Source organism: Cellulosimicrobium sp. E-16 (genome assembly GCF_049913115.1).
GTDB lineage: Bacteria > Actinomycetota > Actinomycetes > Actinomycetales > Cellulomonadaceae > Cellulosimicrobium.
In genome coordinates, this window is record NZ_CP183974.1 from 2799864 (window position 1) to 2816079 (window position 16216).

Annotated in this window: 15 protein-coding genes and 1 pseudogene; 10 read left to right on the forward strand and 6 right to left on the reverse strand. The window is 74.4% G+C overall.

The genetic code is table 11. The annotated features are described in order from the left end of the window. Window positions 1-238: 238 nt before the first annotated feature. The 6 genes from ACN9MS_RS12425 to ACN9MS_RS12450 all read left to right on the forward strand — a co-directional run bounded on the left by ACN9MS_RS12425 (window position 239) and on the right by ACN9MS_RS12450 (window position 7947). Window positions 239-619, forward strand: a complete 381-nt coding sequence (locus ACN9MS_RS12425) for a VOC family protein (RefSeq protein WP_426308879.1) — start codon at window positions 239-241, stop codon at window positions 617-619. 143 nt (window positions 620-762) lie between these two features. Further along, window positions 763-3498, forward strand: a complete 2736-nt coding sequence (locus tag ACN9MS_RS12430) for an AAA family ATPase (RefSeq protein ID WP_426308880.1) — start codon at window positions 763-765, stop codon at window positions 3496-3498. Between the two features lie 109 nt (window positions 3499-3607). Next, window positions 3608-4432, forward strand: coding sequence for an alpha/beta fold hydrolase (locus tag ACN9MS_RS12435; RefSeq protein WP_426308881.1), 825 nt, complete (start codon window positions 3608-3610; stop codon window positions 4430-4432). A gap of 20 nt (window positions 4433-4452) precedes the next feature. Then, a complete protein-coding gene (locus ACN9MS_RS12440; protein WP_426308882.1) occupies window positions 4453-5280 on the forward strand; it encodes an alpha/beta hydrolase in 828 nt (275 codons plus the stop codon). A gap of 221 nt (window positions 5281-5501) precedes the next feature. Continuing rightward, a complete protein-coding gene (locus tag ACN9MS_RS12445) occupies window positions 5502-6905 on the forward strand; it encodes a DNA polymerase IV (protein ID WP_426308883.1) in 1404 nt (467 codons plus the stop codon). 31 nt (window positions 6906-6936) lie between these two features. Continuing rightward, window positions 6937-7947 (forward strand): aldo/keto reductase family protein, encoded by a 1011-nt coding sequence (locus tag ACN9MS_RS12450; protein ID WP_426308884.1) that lies wholly within the window; start codon window positions 6937-6939, stop codon window positions 7945-7947. A gap of 63 nt (window positions 7948-8010) precedes the next feature. On the opposite strand, the gene ACN9MS_RS12455 is transcribed toward ACN9MS_RS12450, so the two are convergent. Beyond that, a complete protein-coding gene (locus ACN9MS_RS12455) occupies window positions 8011-8724 on the reverse strand; it encodes a YczE/YyaS/YitT family protein (RefSeq protein ID WP_426308885.1) in 714 nt (237 codons plus the stop codon). Window positions 8725-8786: 62 nt separating this feature from the next. Between ACN9MS_RS12455 and ACN9MS_RS12460 the strand changes: the two are divergent. Both ACN9MS_RS12460 and ACN9MS_RS12465 read left to right on the forward strand, forming a co-directional pair. Then, a pseudogene (locus ACN9MS_RS12460) lies at window positions 8787-9005 on the forward strand (GntR family transcriptional regulator); the annotation flags it as partial. A gap of 70 nt (window positions 9006-9075) precedes the next feature. Beyond that, window positions 9076-10305, forward strand: a complete 1230-nt coding sequence (locus ACN9MS_RS12465; protein ID WP_426308886.1) for a PLP-dependent aminotransferase family protein — start codon at window positions 9076-9078, stop codon at window positions 10303-10305. Between the two features lie 36 nt (window positions 10306-10341). On the opposite strand, the gene ACN9MS_RS12470 is transcribed toward ACN9MS_RS12465, so the two are convergent. The 4 genes from ACN9MS_RS12470 to ACN9MS_RS12485 are packed head-to-tail and all read right to left on the reverse strand — an operon-like array spanning window position 10342 to window position 12533. Further along, window positions 10342-10551 carry a hypothetical protein gene (locus ACN9MS_RS12470; protein ID WP_426308887.1) on the reverse strand — a complete coding sequence of 70 codons (210 nt, stop codon included), beginning with the start codon at window positions 10549-10551 and terminating at the stop codon, window positions 10342-10344. Further along, on the reverse strand, window positions 10548-11660 hold the full coding sequence (locus ACN9MS_RS12475) for a quinone-dependent dihydroorotate dehydrogenase (protein WP_426308888.1): 1113 nt from the start codon (window positions 11658-11660) through the stop codon (window positions 10548-10550). Before ACN9MS_RS12475 ends, ACN9MS_RS12470 begins: the two co-directional genes overlap by 4 nt. Continuing rightward, the gene (locus ACN9MS_RS12480; RefSeq protein WP_426308889.1) at window positions 11657-12160 is read right to left on the reverse strand and encodes a hypothetical protein; all 504 of its coding nucleotides are present in this window, start codon (window positions 12158-12160) and stop codon (window positions 11657-11659) included. Before ACN9MS_RS12480 ends, ACN9MS_RS12475 begins: the two co-directional genes overlap by 4 nt. Window positions 12161-12176: 16 nt before the next feature. After that, a complete protein-coding gene (locus tag ACN9MS_RS12485) occupies window positions 12177-12533 on the reverse strand; it encodes a hypothetical protein (protein WP_053371242.1) in 357 nt (118 codons plus the stop codon). Window positions 12534-12636: 103 nt separating this feature from the next. Here ACN9MS_RS12485 and ACN9MS_RS12490 point away from each other — a divergent pair, with 103 nt between their 5' ends. Continuing rightward, the gene (locus tag ACN9MS_RS12490; RefSeq protein WP_426308890.1) at window positions 12637-14142 is read left to right on the forward strand and encodes a leucyl aminopeptidase; all 1506 of its coding nucleotides are present in this window, start codon (window positions 12637-12639) and stop codon (window positions 14140-14142) included. A 93-nt stretch (window positions 14143-14235) separates the two neighbouring features. On the opposite strand, the gene ACN9MS_RS12495 is transcribed toward ACN9MS_RS12490, so the two are convergent. Further along, window positions 14236-14589: an oxidoreductase gene (locus tag ACN9MS_RS12495; protein WP_231581925.1), complete on the reverse strand. Its 354-nt coding sequence runs from the start codon at window positions 14587-14589 to the stop codon at window positions 14236-14238. Between the two features lie 225 nt (window positions 14590-14814). Here ACN9MS_RS12495 and lpdA point away from each other — a divergent pair, with 225 nt between their 5' ends. Then, window positions 14815-16197, forward strand: a complete 1383-nt coding sequence (gene lpdA, locus ACN9MS_RS12500; protein ID WP_426308891.1) for a dihydrolipoyl dehydrogenase — start codon at window positions 14815-14817, stop codon at window positions 16195-16197. The last annotated feature ends 19 nt before the right edge of the window (window positions 16198-16216 follow it).

Below are 16216 nucleotides of genomic sequence, written 5' to 3' on the forward strand. Positions count from 1 at the left end.
AGTCGTTCCTGCGGCTGAGGCGCGCCCCGGACGACAAGGACGTGCGCCTGCAAGACTTCGCCCACCTCGTCGTCGACGAGGCCACGCGTGCGGGGAGCGACCGCACCGGGCAGGCGGACGCCGTGCTGAGCTGACCGACCTCCAGGGCGACCCGTTCGTGCGCGACGACACCGCATCGTCCCGCTGGAGAACCCCGCCCTCACCCTGTGGCGTGGGTGGCCCGCGCGACGATGGGCGCATGAGCAACCACGCGCACGCCGTCCACCACTCGATCGACTACGTCGAGCTCCCCGTGACCGACCTCGCTGCCGCGCAGGCGTTCTACGGCGCGGCCTTCGGCTGGGAGTTCGTCCCCTACGGCCCCGGGTACGCGGGGATCCGCACGGCCGCGGAGTCGGGCGAGGACGAGGCGGGCGGGCTGCGCCTGGCCGAGGCTGGCGACGTCTCGCGGGGCGGGCCGTTCGTCCTGCTCTTCTCCGCGGACCTCGACGCCACCCTCGCCGCCGTGCAGGGCGCGGGCGGACAGGTGGTCGAGGGCCCGTACGAGTTCCCCGGGGGCCGCCGGTTCCACTTCCTCGACCCGAGCGGCAACGAGCTGGGGGTCTGGGCGACGAGCTGATGGCTGAGCCGGACTGCGCAGGCACTTCCGCCCGTCGCCGCTCCGAACCCCCGTGACCGGCCGCGCCGGACCACGCGACGGCTCCGGCGACGATGCCTCCCCACCCCTGGTCGCGACACCCGCGCGTTCCCTATCTTGTGCGTATGCATGGCGGTGGGCCCCTTCTCGGCCGGGTCGACGAACGGCAACGACTCAACGCGCTGGTCAGCGGTGCGCGCAACGGTCGCGGCGGCGCGATCGCGCTCCTCGGCGAGCCCGGCATCGGCAAGACGAGTCTGGTGGCTGCGACCTCGCGGGAGCCCGGCCTCTGCGTGCTGCACGTCGACGGATACGAGTCCGAGTCGTCGATGGCCTTCGCCGCGGTCCAGCGGCTCGTGTCCCTGCTGCACGCTCATCTCGACTCGATCCCGGCGAGGCAGCGCCAGGCCGTCTCCGTCGCGTCCGGACGGTCCGACGGCCCTGCCCCCGACCGTTTTCTCGTCGGACTCGGCATGCTGAGCCTGCTCGCGGCGGCGAGCGCGGGACAGCCCGTCGTGTGCGCCGTCGACGACGCCCATCTCGTCGACGCCGAGAGCCTGGACGTCCTGGCCTTCGTCGCGCGCCGACTGGCCGCGGAACGCGTGGCGATCGTGTTCGCCGGACGTGAGGAGCCGGTGCTCGTGGAGAGGTTGAGGGGGTTCCCGCACCTGGTGCTCACGGGGCTCGACCCCGAGACGGCGGTGCGTCTGCTCAACCGCTCCGTGCACCGTCCGCTCGCACCGCCGGCCGCCATGGCGATCGCCCGTGCGACGGGTGGCAACCCGCTCGCGCTGGTCGACCTCGCCGGCGAGTCGCTGGTGCACGAGCTGCCCGACCTGGGCATCTCCGGCGAGCCGGTCCCGATCGGTCGCCACCTCGAGGAGCATTACGTGCGCCGGGTGCGTCAGACCGGTGCCTCCGTCCAGCGCTGGGTGCTGCTCGCGGCGGCGGACCCGACGGGGAACGTCGACCTGGTGTCCGACGCCGCGCGGGCGATCGGCCTGGAACCTGACGACGGCGACCGCGCGGAGCTCGCCGGGCTCCTCTCCCTGGCACCCGCCGTGAAGTTCCGGCACCCCCTGGTGCGCTCCGCCGTCTACAACGCTGCTTCGGGGGCGGAGCGACGGCACGCGCACCGCGCGCTGGCACGCGCAGCCGATCGGCTCGGTCTGGTCGAGGCGGAGGCATGGCACGCGGCCCGTGCGGTCGTCGGGACGGACGACGCGGTCGCTGGACGGCTCGCCCACACCGCCGACCTCGCCGCGCGACGAGGCGGCTTCGCCTCCCGAGCCAGCATCCTGGCCAGGGCCGCCGAGCTCACCCCGCCCGGGCCCGCGCGCGAGGACCGTCAGGCCGCGGCGGCGGAGGCCGCGCTCGCCGCGGGCGCTGCGCACGTCGCCAAGCGCCTGGTCGAGGAGGCCGACCTGTCAGCGGCCGGGCCGGTGGCCCAGGGACGTGTGACGCTCGTCCGCAGCGGGCTCGGCATGTTCCTCGGCGACGCGGACGGCGTCCGGGGAGCGACTGCCGCGTGCTTGGAGGCAGCCCGCCGCTTCCACGGCCACGACGTGGAACGCGAGCAGCGCGCTCTGCTGCAGGCGTTCGAGATGAGCTGCACGGCGGAGTTCGCGATGGTCGGCGTCACGCCCGACGAGCTGGGCCGTCGCCTCGTCGCAGGCGCGGAGCTCGCGCCGGGGCCGGCCGGGACCATCCTGCGGGGGCTGGGCGCACTCGTCCTGGACCCCTACGACCGGGCGGTCGGCCCCGCGCGAGATGCCCTGGACGCGATCCTCGCGCTGCCCGACGACCAGATGATGCGCAGGCACAGCGCCATCGCGTCGCTGGGTACGTTCCTGTGGGACGACGCCGGCCGAGCGGACGCGCTGGGACGGGCGGCGCGGGCGGCCCGGGACGCCGGCGCGCTGCAGCAGCTCGACAGCATCCTGTGGACGACGGCGATCTCGGAGCTGTGCGGCGGGACGTTGCAGCGCGCCGCCCGCGCCGACGACCTCGTCCGCGAGGTGCGCCGTGCCATGGGCTACGACGCGGAGAACGTCGTGAACGCGGCCGTGCTGGCCTGGAACGGCACCCCGCACGAGGTCGTCCTCGCGGTCGCGCAGGGTGCCCTGGAGACCGGGTTCGGAGGGGTCACGTCCTCGGGCGTCGCGGCCCTCGTGGTGCGCGACCTCGCCGACGGCCGCTACCGCGACGCCTACGAGCGCCACCTCCCGCTCGTCGCGCGACCCTTCCTGCACGTGACCCCCAGCCAGTACGGCGACTTCGTCGAGGCGGCCGTACGCAGCGGGCACGCCCACGAGGCGCACGCCTACGTCGAGGACCTGGCCGAGCGCGCCGACGCCAACGGGTCACCGTGGTGCAGAGGGATCGCCGAGCGCGCGCTCGCGCTGACGGCGCCCGACGACGACGCCGAGCCGCACTACGTCGCGTCCATCGACACGCTCGCCTCGACGCGTGCCGAGATGGACCTGGCACGCTCCCACCTGCTCTACGGCGAGTGGCTGCGCCGCGCCCGGCGGCGACGAGACGCAGCCCGCCAGCTCCGGCTCGCGCTCGGCCGCTTCCACGACAGCGGAGCCGAGCTCTTCGTCGCCCGGGCCCTCGCCGAGCTGAAGGTCGTCGACGCACAGGCGCACGTCGACGGCCGGGCGCAGCACCTCGACCTCACGGCGCAGGAACTCACCGTCGCGCGTCTCGCCGCCTCCGGGCGGACGAACGCCGAGATCGGCGCCAACCTGTTCATCAGCCCCAACACGGTCGACTACCACCTGCGCAAGGTCTTCCAGAAGCTCGGGATCTCCTCCCGGCGCCAGCTTGCCGACCGGATCGCCGACCGCGGCACCTGAGGACGCTCGGCGGGGGGTCCTCGGGACTACGAGCGGCACGTGGTCCGGCCCGGCGAGGATCGGGCGAGCCTCGAAGGGTCCGATCCTCACTCCGACCGCGGAGGACCCGATGCCCTACATCACCGCCGACGACGGCGCGCAGATCTTCTACAAGGACTGGGGGACCGACGGGACCCCTGTCGTCCTGAGCCACGGCTGGCCCCTCAACTCCGACGCCTGGGAGGCGGCGGCGCTGTTCCTCGCCGAGCACGGCCACCGCGCGATCGCCCACGACCGTCGTGGGCACGGCCGGTCCAGCCAGACCTGGCACGGCAACGAGATGGACACCTATGCCGATGACCTCGCCCAGCTCCTCGACGCGCTCGACGTCACCGACGCCACGCTCGTGGGCCACTCCACCGGTGGCGGCGAGATCGCCCGCTACGTCGGGCGGCACGGCACCGCCCGCGTGGCCAGGATGGTGCTCGTCTCGGCCGTCCCTCCCCTGATGCTCCAGACCGACGACAACCCGGAAGGGCTGCCGCTCGACGTCTTCGACGGGATCCGGGCCGGCGAGGTCGCGAACCGCTCCCAGCTCTACCGGGACCTGGCCGACGGCCCGTTCTTCGGCCACAACCGCAACAACGACGTCCCGCAAGGGTTCCGCGACGCCTTCTGGCTCCAGAGCATGGCGTGCGGCCACCGTGCCGCCTACGAGTGCATCGCCGCGTTCTCCGCGACCGACTTCCGCCCGGACCTCGCCGCGATCGACGTCCCCACCCTCGTCATCCACGGCGACGACGACCAGATCGTCCCGTTCTCCGTCGGAGGTCGGCGCACGGCCGACCTCGTCGACGGCGCCGTCCTCACGGTCTACGAAGGCAGCGGCCACGCCCTGCCCGACACCGACCGTGAGCGGCTGCACGCCGACCTCCTCGCCTTCATCGACGCCTGACCACCTCAAGGAGACGCACCATGAACGACGTCACCCGACCGGACACGGTCGTCCTCATCCACGGCCTGTGGATGACCCCGCGCAGCTGGGAGCACTGGGTCACGTACTACGAGGCCAAGGGCCTCACCGTGCTGACCCCCGCGTACCCCGGCTTCGAGGTCGAGGTCGAGGCGCTGCGGGAGAACCCCCAGGTCATCGCCGACCTCACCGTCCCGGAGACCGTCGACCACCTCGCCGCGGTCATCGAGGAGCTCGCCACCCCGCCGATCATCATGGGTCACTCGTTCGGCGGCGTCATGACCCAGCTGCTGCTGGCCAGGGGCCTGGGAGCGGCGGCGGTCGTGATCGACTCCGCACCCACCGAAGGGGTGCACGTGACCCCGGTCTCCCAGGCTCGCTCGCTGTTCCCCGCACTGCGCAACCCCGCCAACCGTCGGCGCGCGGTCGCGTTCACGCCCGAGGAGTTCCACTACGCCTTCACCAACACCCTCAGCGCGGAGGAGTCGCAGCGCGTCTACGACCGCTACGCGATCGCCGCCCCGGGCGCGTGGGTCTGGGAGTACGGCCTCTTCGCGAACTTCAAGCCCGGACCCCAGGAGACCTGGGTCGACTACACCGCGGACCGGGCCCCGCTGCTCTTCATCGCCGGCAGCGAGGACCACATCGTGCCGCCGTCCGTCAACCGGTCCAACGCCAAGCACTACCACCGCTCCCCCGCGGTGACGGAGTACGTCGAGCTCGAGGGCCGCGACCACTGGACCTGTGCCGCACCAGGCTGGGAGGCCGTGGCCGACCGGGCCCTCGAATGGGCCCTCGCCCAGTCCACCGTCCGGAGCGAGGTCGGCTGACGCACCCCACGACGACCCCGTCGCCCGCGAAGGACGGCCGGCGGGGTCGTTCGTGCATCCGGTCCCGGATCGACACTCGGTCTCGCCGCCGTCGCCTGCCCGGACGGGCGAGACCGCCCCGCGTCCCCCGGCGCTCTCCACAGGGCTCGAGGGACCGCCGGGCGCAGCCGCTCGTGAGCCCGGCGGCCTCCGCTGTGGGACGGCAGGGGCAGAGTAGGGCGGTGAGTACTGACCGCGCGCCGCACGCTCCGGTGCTGCGCGCCCTGCCGACGATCGCGCACCTCGACGCGGACGCGTTCTTCGCGGCGGTGGAGCAGCACCAACGGCCCTCGTTGCGCGGGCGACCGGTGCTCGTCGGCGGCGTCGGCCCGCGCAGCGTCGTGGCGACCGCGTCGTACGAGGCGCGGCAGTACGGCGCCCGCTCGGCGATGCCGATGGAGCAGGCGCGACGGCTGTGCCCGCCGTCGACGGTCGTCGTGGTGCCGCGGTTCGCCGCGTACGCGGCCTACTCGGCCCGGATCATGACGGCGTTGCGGGAGGTCACGGACCTCGTCGAGCCGGTGAGCATCGACGAGGCGTTCGCGGACGTCGCGGCGGCGTCGGGGCCCGAGACCGACCTCGGGGCGCTCGCGACGCGGATCCGCGAGCGGGCGCGCGAGCTGAGCGGGCTGCCGGTCTCGCTCGGGCTCGGCCGGTCCAAGCTCGTCGCCAAGCTCGCCTCGGAGGCCGCGAAGCCGGGCGGGGTGCGCGTCGTCGGGGCGGACGACGAGGACGCGTTCCTGCTCGGGCTGCCCGTGCGCGCGCTGTGGGGCGTCGGCCCGGTCTCGGCCGCGCGCCTGGACGAGCTCGGGGTGCGTACGGTCCGAGACCTGCGCCGCCAGCCGCTCGACACGCTCCTCCTGGTGGCCGGCGAGGCAGGCGGGACCAACCTCTACCGGATCGCGCGCGGCTGGGACGACCGCCCGGTCTCCACCGTGCGCGAGCGCAAGTCCGCCGGCGCCGAGCACACCTTCGACACCGACCTCCACGGCCGCGCCGCGATCGCCGCGGCGCTCGACCCCGTGGTCGACTCCGCGCTGGCCCGACTGGAGCGGCACGCCGTCGCGGCGCGCACGGTCGTCGTCAAGGTGCGCCTCGCGTCGTTCACGACCCTGACCCGCTCGGTGACCCTGTCCCGGCCCACGGCCGACGAGGGCGCGCTGCGCGACGCCGCGCACCGAGCCCTCCGCCTCGCCGACGTCACCGAGCCCGTCCGCCTGCTCGGCGTCGCGTTCCACGCGCTGTCCGAGCACGCCCAGCTCATGCTGCCGCTCGGCACCGACGATCACGACGCTCCCGCGCCGCCCACCGCCGAAGCAGCGCCCACGACGTCGCCGACGGGCCCGGCCCGAGCGACGGTCGCTCTCCTCGCGCCCGGTCTGGACGTCGAGACCCCGGCCGACGGTCGAGGGTGGGTCGTGCGCGTCGGCGACGACGGGCGCGTCGCGGTGCGCTTCGAGACCGCGCAGACCGGGCCGGGCTACCAGCGCTGGATCGACCCCGCCCTCGAGGACCTCATGCTCGTCGAACCGCTCGGCCCGGACGGCGAGCCCCTGCGGGCCACGGCGACGGACGACGACGTGTGAACGCGACGTCGTCCGCCGTAGGCTCGCAACCATGCGCTACCGATACCTCGGCAACTCCGGCCTCAAGATCTCCGAGATCACCTACGGCAACTGGCTCACCCACGGCTCCCAGGTCGAGAACGACGTCGCGACGGCGTGCGTCCACGCGGCCCTCGACGCCGGCATCTCGACGTTCGACACCGCGGACGTCTACGCGAACACGAAGGCCGAGCAGGTCCTCGGCGACGCGCTGAAGGGTCAGCGTCGCGAGTCGCTCGAGATCTTCACCAAGGTCTACTGGCCGACCGGCCCCGGCGGCCCCAACGACACGGGCCTGTCCCGCAAGCACGTCATGGAGTCGGTCAACGGCTCCCTGAAGCGCCTCGGCACCGACTACGTCGACCTCTACCAGGCGCACCGGTACGACACCGAGACGCCGCTCGAGGAGACGATGCAGGCGTTCGCGGACATCGTCCGGCAGGGCAAGGCCCTGTACATCGGCGTCTCGGAGTGGACGGCGGACCAGATCCGCGCGGGCCACGCGCTCGCGCGGGACCTCGGGTTCCAGCTCATCTCCTCCCAGCCGCAGTACTCGATGCTGTGGCGCGTCATCGAGGAGGAGGTCGTGCCGACCTCGCGCGAGCTGGGCCTGTCGCAGATCGTCTGGTCCCCGATGGCCCAGGGCGTGCTCTCGGGCAAGTACCTGCCCGGCCAGGCGGCGCCCGCGGGTTCGCGCGCGGCAGACGAGAAGGCGGGCCGCGGCGGGATCTCGCAGTTCATGACCGACGACGTCCTGACTCGGGTGCAGGGCCTCAAGCCCGTCGCGGACGAGCTGGGCCTGACGATGCCGCAGCTCGCCGTCGCGTGGGTCCTCCAGAACGACAACGTCGCGGCGGCGCTCGTCGGGGCCTCCCGACCCGAGCAGGTCGCCGAGAACGTCGAGGCGTCGGGCGTGACGATCCCGGCCGAGCTCCTGGCGCGCATCGACGAGGTCCTCGGGGACGCCGTCGAGCGGGACCCGGGCAAGACGGCGGAGAACGCGCCGCAGACGCGCGTCGCCTGAGCCCGACGCGCCCACGCGCGGCGACGGCCCCGGCGGTGGACCGCCGGGGCCGTCGCCGTCTCCTCACCGGCCTGGCTCGGGCATGCCTCCCTCGCCCGGACGGGGACCTGCGGTCGCGGGGACCAGCTCTCGCGGCGGCTCACCGACGGCCGACTCGCCGCCCCCGCGGACGGACGGCGGGCCAGAGAGCCCCCGCGGGGCGAACCAGCGCGCGGTGAGCTGGACGATCGGGCCGACGCCGAGCGCGTAGGCGATGGTCGCCCAGCCCAGCGTGCCGCCGAGCGCCCAGCCCAACGACACGACGACGACCTCGATGAGCGTGCGCACGACGCGCACCGACCAGCCGGTGCGCGCGACCAGGCCGGTCATGAGCCCGTCGCGCGGGCCGGGGCCGAGTCGCACCCCGAGGTACGCCGAGGTCGCGAGCCCGTTGAGCACGATCCCGCCGAGGGCGAGCGCGACGCTCGCGGCGAGACCGGGGTCGGGCACGAGGCGAGTGACGAGCGCGATCGCCGGGTCGATCGTCACCGTGATGACGACGACGTTCGCGACCGTCCCGATCCCGGGCCGCTGCTTCAGCGGGATCCACGCGAGCAGCGCGAGGACGCTGAGCGACCCGACGACGACCCCGAACGGCAGCCCCGTGCGGCGCACGACGCCCTGGTGCAGGACGTCCCACGGCATCCCGCCCTGGCCCGCGTGGAGCAGCATCGCCATGGAGAGCGCGTAGGCGAGCAGGCCGAGGAGGAGCTGGACGGCACGACGGGTGGGGCTCATGCGAGCCATCCTGACGACCAAGTGGCATCGACATCCATAGCCAATCGCGAGAGAGTGGCCCCATGAGCCTCGCCCCGCTCGGGTCCGTCGACGTCCACCGCCACCTCTCCCCCGCCGCCGCGGCGCGGTTGCTGGGTCGCTGGCACGCGGGCGGCCCCGCGTACACCGCGCTGGCCGACGCGCTGCGCGCCGCCGTCCTCGCCGGCACGCTCGCCCCGCACACGCGGCTCCCCTCCGAGCGCGACCTCGCCGTCGCGCTCGGCGTCTCCCGCACCACCACGGCGGCCGCGTACGGGCGGCTGCGCGAGCCTGGGCTTCGCACGCTCGCGCACGGGGTCGGGGACCGTCGTCGTGCTCCCCCGCGCGACGCGACCCCGGACCGCACCTCGCGCGCGCGGGGGCGACGCGCCGCCCGCACCCGCCCCCCACGTCGCCCCGATCGACCTCGCCGACCTCTCCCAGGCGACGTCCGCCGCCCCGAGCGGGCTGCACGGCGCGTACTCGCGCGCGCTCGAGCGCCTCCCCGAGTACCTGTCCGGAGGCGGGTACGAGCCGTACGGCGTCGGCGTCCTGCGCGAGGCGATCGCCGACCACCACACGCGGCGCGGCACGCCGACGACTCCCGACGAGGTCCTCGTCACGACCGGTGCCCAGCACGCGATCACCACGCTCGCCGGCACGCTCCTCGGCGTCGGAGACCGCGCCGTGGTGCAGTCGCCCACGTACTACCACGCGATGGAGGCGCTGCGGCGCGCCGGGGCACGGCTCGTGCCCGTCCCCGTGGGGCGGGGCGACCGGGAGGCGCACCCCGGCCGCGACCGGGACGCGCCCGGGTTCGACGTCGACCTCTTCGGATCCACGCTGCGCCAGGTCTCCCCGCGACTGGTGTACCTCGTGCCGGACTTCCACAACCCGACCGCCTACACGCTCACGGCCGAGGAGCGGGCCGGGGTGCGCGACGCCGCGGCGCGGCACCGCGTGACCGTCGTCGGGGACGAGACCCTCACTGACCTCGACCTCGACCTCGACGGCGACCCCGACGCCGTCGGCCCCGTCGTCGAACCGCTCGCCGGCGACGGGACGTCGCCGTACGTCGTCACCGTGGGGTCGGCGTCCAAGTCGTTCTGGGGCGGGCTGCGCGTCGGGTGGGTCCGCGCGCACCCCGACCTCGTCGCGCGGCTCGCGCGCACACGACAGTCCGCCGACATCGCGACCGCGGTGCTCGAGCAGCTCGCCGTGGTCGAGCTGCTCGACGACGCGGGCAGCGTGCTCGCCGAGCGCCGACGGATGCTGCGCGCGCAGCGCGACCAGCTGTGCGGGCTGCTGGCCGCCGCGATGCCCGACTGGCGCGTCCACGTGCCGGAGGGCGGGCTGTCCCTGTGGGTCGACGTCGGTGCGCCGGTCGCCCAGGCGTTCGCGGCCGCCGCGGCCGCGGAGGGCGTCCTCGTCAACGCCGGACCGACGTTCACCCCGGACGGCAGCGCCGCCGACCGGCTGCGCCTCACGTTCTCGCGTCCGCCCGAGGAGCTGGAGCGGGCGGTGCCCCGGCTCGCCGCGGCGTGGTCACGCGTGGCGGGCTGACGCCTCCCCGGGCCGTCCGTGGGGAGGTACCCGCGGTCAGCGGGAGCGGAGCTCCACGGGCGAGGTCGCCTGGGTCCCGTCGTGCAGGAGCCGCGCGACGGCGGCACCCTCGGCGGCCAGGGTGCGCCACGTCTCGCCGAGCCACTGCTCGGCGTCGTACTGCGTCGTGAAGACGGGGCTCACCGGCGAGGCGAGGACGCGGCCCTCGGCGTCGTCGAGCTCCCAGACCCACTGCGGCCGGATCATCGTGCCTCCTTCGGCTCGGCGCCCCGCACGTGCTCACCCGGCTCCGGGTGGCGCACGAGCGACCGGTTGATGCGCGCCGCCCAGAGCGGGCCCTGGTAGAGGAACCCGGTGTACCCCTGGACGAGGTCGGCACCCGCGTGCAGGTAGTCGCGGGCGTCGTGCGCGGTCGTGATGCCCCCGACGCCGATGATCGCGCGCCGCGTGCCGAGGCGCTCGCGCAGGCGCGCGACGACCGCGAGGCCGCGCGCGCGCACGGGCGGACCGGACAGCCCGCCGGGCCCGCGGTCGTGCCCGATCGTCGTGTTCACGGCGACGACGCCGTCGAGGTCGAGCTCGTCGACGAGGTCGGCGACCGCGTCCACGTCCTCGTCCGCGAGGTCGGGCGCGATCTTGACGAGCAGCGGCACCCGGGCGGCACCCGCGGTCGCGGTGGCCGCGTCGGCGGCCTCGCGCACCGCCACGAGGATCGGGCGCAGCGACTCGACCTCCTGGAGGTCCCGCAGGCCCGGGGTGTTGGGCGAGGACACGTTGACGACGAGGTAGTCGGCGTACGGCGCGAGCAGCCCTGCGCTCGTGGCGTAGTCCGCCGCAGCCTCGGCCGCGGGCGTGACCTTCGTCTTGCCGATGTTGGCGCCGACGAGCACGGCGCGCCCCGACCTCGTCGAGCGCAGCGCCTCGATCCGGCGGGCGGCCGCGGCGGCGCCCTCGTTGTTGAAGCCCATGCGGTTCCGCACGCCCATCACGTCGAGCTCGCGCCACAGGCGCGGCTTCTCGTTGCCCGGCTGCGCGTGCGCGGTGACCGTGCCGATCTCGACGAACGCGAACCCGAGCATCGTGAGCCCGCGCACGGCGCGCGCGTCCTTGTCGAACCCGCCCGCGAGACCGAAGGGCGCGGGGAAGACCTTGCCCAGGACCTCGACGCTGCCCCGGCCCCCGGCCGCGCGGCCCAGGTAGGGCGCGAGCGCCCCCTGCACGACGTCGCGCAGCACCGGCACGCGGCCGACGGCGCCGATGAGGTCGAACGCGACGTGGTGCGCGCGCTCCGGGTCCATGCGCCGGAAGACGGTGTCGAAGAGCAGCCCGTACAGGAACGGTCGGCGGCGGGTCATGCGGCGTCCTCCGGGGCGTCGGTGTCGGTGCGTGTGCTGGTGGTGCTCGGGGTGGCAGCGGTCGGCGGCGCTGCGGTGCCCGTGCGGGTGTGCCAGAGCCACCACAGGCCGACGAAGGGCAGGACGAGCGGCACGTAGCCGTAGCCCTGGCCGAAGCCGGACCAGACGGTCGCGCGGGGGAAGGCCTCGGGGTCGGCGAGCGAGAAGGCGCCGACGGCGAGCACGCCGACGAGCTCGACGCCCACCGCGACCCACGCGACACGGCGCGCGACGGCACCGCCCCGCGCGAGCGCGATCGTCGCGACGACGTACACGGCCGCCGCGAGCGCCGACAGCGCGTACGCGAGCGGCGCCTCGTGCCAGTCGCGCAGGAGCTGCACGGCCGCGCGGGCCGAGGCCGCGAGCGCGAAGATCCCGTACACGGCGACGAGCACCCGGCCGAAGCCGGTGTTCGTGCGGCGGGGGCGCGGTGTCCCGTCCGGGATGGCGGGTGCGCTCATGGCGAGGACCTCCAGGTCACGCGTTCCAGATCTGCCAGAGGCGCCACTCGAGGAACGCGACGGTGAGCGCGGCGACCGCGAGCACGACAGAGCTCCAGCGCGAGCGCTCCGCGAAGGCCCACAGCGCGGCGACGGGCAGGATGAAGAGGGTGGTCACGAGGTAGCCCCACAGCAGCACGGGGTCGCTCGGCGCGGTCCCGGTGGCGCCGAGCACGCCCACCACCACCGCCTGCACGAGGATCAGACCCTCGATCACCGCCGCCCCCCAGAGCTGGCGCAGGATCACCGCGCGGTCGCGCGCGACGAACACGAGCGCCCAGCCGGCGAGCGCGACGCACGCCGCGACCACGAGCAGCAGGAGGGGAAGGACCACGCGGCCGAGCGTACCGGGGGCGGCGCGCGGCCACGGAATCGGTCCACAGGTCCCGCTGTCCTCGCGGGGGCAGGAGCTGCCCGCCCGGAGATAGCATCGCGGGGTGGCTGAACTGACCGTCTCCAGCAAGAATCCCGCCGGTGCCAAGGTCGACGCGCTCGTCGTCGGCACCCACACGACGTCCGACGGCGTCGCGATCGTCGGGGGCGACCTGCCCCGTCCGGTGGTCGCCGCCCTCGAGCACCTCGCGCCCGCGCTCGGCATCACGGGCGCGGCCGACGAGGTCCGCAAGGTGCCCGCCGGGCCCGAGCTCAAGGCCGACGTGCTCGTCCTCGTGGGCCTCGGCGCGCGGCGCGCCGACGGCACCTTCAGCGCTGAGGCGCTGCGTCGCGCCGCCGGTGCAGCGCTGCGCGCGCTCGCCGGGACCGCGTCGGTCGCCGTCGCGCTCCCCGTCGAGGACGAGGCCGAGCTCGGCGCCGTCGCCGAGGGCGCGCTGCTCGGCGCCTACGCTTTCGCGCGCTACCGCACGGGCGAGGCGGCGGCCTCGGCCGCGAGCCGCCCGCCGTCGACCGTCGAGATCCTCGCCGGGAGCGCGCGCAGCTCCGCGGCCAAGGCCGCCGTCGAGCGGGCCAAGGTCGTCGCGGCCGCGGTCAACGCGACGCGCGACCTCGTCAACGCCGCGCCCAACGACCTCTTCCCGGCCGCGTTCGCCGACGTCGCGAAGCAGGCCGTCAAGGACTCCGGCGCCAAGGGCCTCAAGGTCACGGTGCTCGACGACAAGGCGCTCGCCGCGGGCGGGTACGGCGGCCTGGTCGGCGTGGGCCAGGGCTCGGCGCGCGGTCCGCGCCTCGTCAAGGTCGCCTACGCGCCGTCGCGCCCCGCCGCGAAGGTCGCGCTCGTCGGCAAGGGCATCACGTTCGACTCGGGCGGCATCTCGATCAAGCCCGCCAAGGGCATGGAGGCGATGAAGTCCGACATGGCCGGCGCCGCCGCCGTGCTGCAGACCGTCGTCGCCGCCGCGCGCCTCGGCCTGCCCGTCGCCGTCACCGGCTGGCTGTGCCTCGCGGAGAACATGCCGTCCGGCACGGCCCAGCGCCCGTCCGACGTCATCACGATCCGTGGCGGCAAGACCGTCGAGGTGCTCAACACCGACGCCGAGGGCCGCCTGGTCATGGCCGACGGCCTCGTCGCCGCGGTCGAGGAGAAGCCGGACGTCGTGCTCGACGTCGCGACGCTCACCGGCGCCCAGATGGTCGCGCTCGGCAACCGCGTCTCCGCCGTCATGGGTGCCGACGACGTCCGTGCCGAGGTCGTCACGGCGGCGGACGCGGCGGGCGAGCAGTTCTGGCCCATGCCGCTGCCCGAGGAGCTGGGCGCCTCGCTGAAGTCGAAGGTCGCGGACCTCGCCAACATCGGCGACCGGTTCGGGGGCATGCTCGTCGCGGGCCTGTTCCTCCAGGAGTTCGTCGGCGAGACGCCGTGGGCGCACCTCGACATCGCCGGCCCGGCGTTCAACGAGGGCTCCGCGCACGGGTACACGCCGGTCGGCGGCACGGGCGTCGCCGTCCGCACGTTGCTCGGGCTCGTCGAGGGCCGCGCGCAGCGCTGACCGGACATCGCCGAGCAGGTGGTCCTCGTCGGTCCGGTCGCCCGGACGGGCCGGGACCACCTGCTCGACCCGGCAGATCGCCTGGCCGGCCGGTCAGGAGCTCCGGCGCTGCCGCTGGCGCGAGTTCCAGTCCCGCATGCGTTGCGGGTAGCCGGTGAAGCGGACGTTGTAGACGGGCACGCCCAGCGAGCCGGCGACGTCGAACGCCGTCTTCTCGTCGGGCACGCGGCGCCGCGTCCACTCCCCCGTCGTCGCGATGAGCAGGAGCGTCGCCCCGGTGTCCTGCGTGGGCGGCTCGACGTACGCCTCGACCCCGACGCGCGTGCGCACGAAGTCCTGGAGGTGGGCGAGCGTCGCGCGACGGGCGTCCGACGGCGCGGCGGAGCCGCCGGTCGCGGACGGGGTCGTCGCGGGGCGGCGCGAGAACAGGCTGGACAGCTTGGGCAGCCGGGGCACAGCGGCAGGGTACAGCGTGACCCTGGTCATACGGTGGGCACCGCTGTCTGCAGCGTCACAGCCGCGAGGCCCTGGTTTCGATTGGGGAGCCCGTGCCCGAGGTGCCAAGATGGCACCCGGAGAACGTTCACGCACCGTGGGCCAGCGGTTCCCGTCCGGCCCGTCGACGTGCCGTGGACGTCCGCCCTCGCTCTCCCCTCGCTGAAGGAGTCGCACGTGGCCGAACCCGGCACACCATTCGACGTCGTCGTCCTGGGCGGAGGCAGCGCCGGCTACGCCACCGCGCTGCGCGCCGCCCAGCTCGGCCTCTCCGTCGCGCTCGTCGAGTCGGGCAAGCTCGGTGGTACCTGCCTGCACAACGGGTGCATCCCCACGAAGGCCTTGCTCCACGCGGCCGAGCTCGCTGACGGCGCCCGCGAGGGCGTGAAGTTCGGCGTCCGCAGCACGTTCGACGGCATCGACATGGCGGGCGTCAACAGCTACAAGGACGGCGTCGTCGCCGGTCTCTACAAGGGACTGCAGGGCCTCGTGTCCTCCCGCGGCATCACGTTCGTCCAGGGCCACGGCCGGCTCGTGTCGCAGGACACCGTCGAGGTCGACGGCACCCGGTACACCGGCCGCCACGTCGTCCTCGCCACCGGCTCGTACTCGCGCTCGCTGCCGGGCCTCGAGATCGCCGGGCGGGTCATCACGTCCGACCAGGCTCTCGGGCTCGACCGGGTCCCGAAGTCCGTCGTCGTCCTCGGCGGCGGCGTCATCGGCGTCGAGTTCGCGAGCGTCTGGAAGTCGTTCGGCGCCGACGTGCAGATCGTCGAGGCGCTGCCCCACCTCGTGCCCAACGAGGACGAGGCGCTCTCCAAGTCGCTCGAGCGCGCGTTCCGCAAGCGCGGCATCCAGTTCTCCCTGGGCGACCGGTTCGCGGGCGTCAAGGAGACCGACTCGGGGGTCACCGTCACGCTCGAGTCCGGCAAGACCTTCGAGGCCGAGCTGCTGCTGGTCGCCGTGGGGCGCGGACCGCGCACCGCGGACCTCGGGTTCGAGGCGCAGGGCATCACGCTCGACCGCGGGTTCGTGATCGTCGACGAGCGCCTGCACACGGGCGTCGGCAACATCTGGGCCGCGGGCGACATCGTGCCCGGCCTCCAGCTCGCGCACCGCGGGTTCGCGCAGGGCATCTTCCTCGCGGAGCAGATCGCCGGGCTCGACCCGACGCCGATCGTCGAGTCGTCCATCCCGCGCGTCACCTACTGCGAGCCCGAGATCGCGTCCGTCGGCGTCACCGAGGCCGACGCCGTCGAGACGTGGGGGGCCGACCAGGTCGAGTCCCTCGAGTACAACCTCGCCGGCAACGGCAAGAGCAAGATCCTCGCGACCAGCGGCTTCGTCAAGCTCGTGCGCCGCAAGGACGGACCCGTCGTCGGCGTGCACATGATCGGTGCGCGCGTCGGCGAGCTCGTCGGCGAGGGCCAGCTCATCGTGGGCTGGGAGGCGTACCCGGAGGACGTCGCCGCCCTGGTCCACGCCCACCCCACCCAGAACGAGGCACTCGGAGAGGCGCACCTGGCACTCGCCGGCAAGCCTCTGCACGCCCACAACTGACCCCAACGATCGAAGGAGA

What these genes read in the sequence shown, in the direction of transcription:
- ACN9MS_RS12475 (WP_426308888.1), bottom strand. Translation starts at nt 11,660, where the DNA reads ATGACCCGCCGCCGACCGTTCCTGTACGGGCTGCTCTTCGACACCGTC.
- ACN9MS_RS12435 (WP_426308881.1), top strand. Translation starts at nt 3,608, where the DNA reads ATGCCCTACATCACCGCCGACGACGGCGCGCAGATCTTCTACAAGGAC.
- ACN9MS_RS12440 (WP_426308882.1), top strand. Translation starts at nt 4,453, where the DNA reads ATGAACGACGTCACCCGACCGGACACGGTCGTCCTCATCCACGGCCTG.
- ACN9MS_RS12480 (WP_426308889.1), bottom strand. Translation starts at nt 12,160, where the DNA reads ATGAGCGCACCCGCCATCCCGGACGGGACACCGCGCCCCCGCCGCACG.
- ACN9MS_RS12450 (WP_426308884.1), top strand. Translation starts at nt 6,937, where the DNA reads ATGCGCTACCGATACCTCGGCAACTCCGGCCTCAAGATCTCCGAGATC.
- ACN9MS_RS12455 (WP_426308885.1), bottom strand. Translation starts at nt 8,724, where the DNA reads ATGAGCCCCACCCGTCGTGCCGTCCAGCTCCTCCTCGGCCTGCTCGCC.
- ACN9MS_RS12425 (WP_426308879.1), top strand. Translation starts at nt 239, where the DNA reads ATGAGCAACCACGCGCACGCCGTCCACCACTCGATCGACTACGTCGAG.
- ACN9MS_RS12430 (WP_426308880.1), top strand. Translation starts at nt 763, where the DNA reads ATGCATGGCGGTGGGCCCCTTCTCGGCCGGGTCGACGAACGGCAACGA.
- ACN9MS_RS12470 (WP_426308887.1), bottom strand. Translation starts at nt 10,551, where the DNA reads ATGATCCGGCCGCAGTGGGTCTGGGAGCTCGACGACGCCGAGGGCCGC.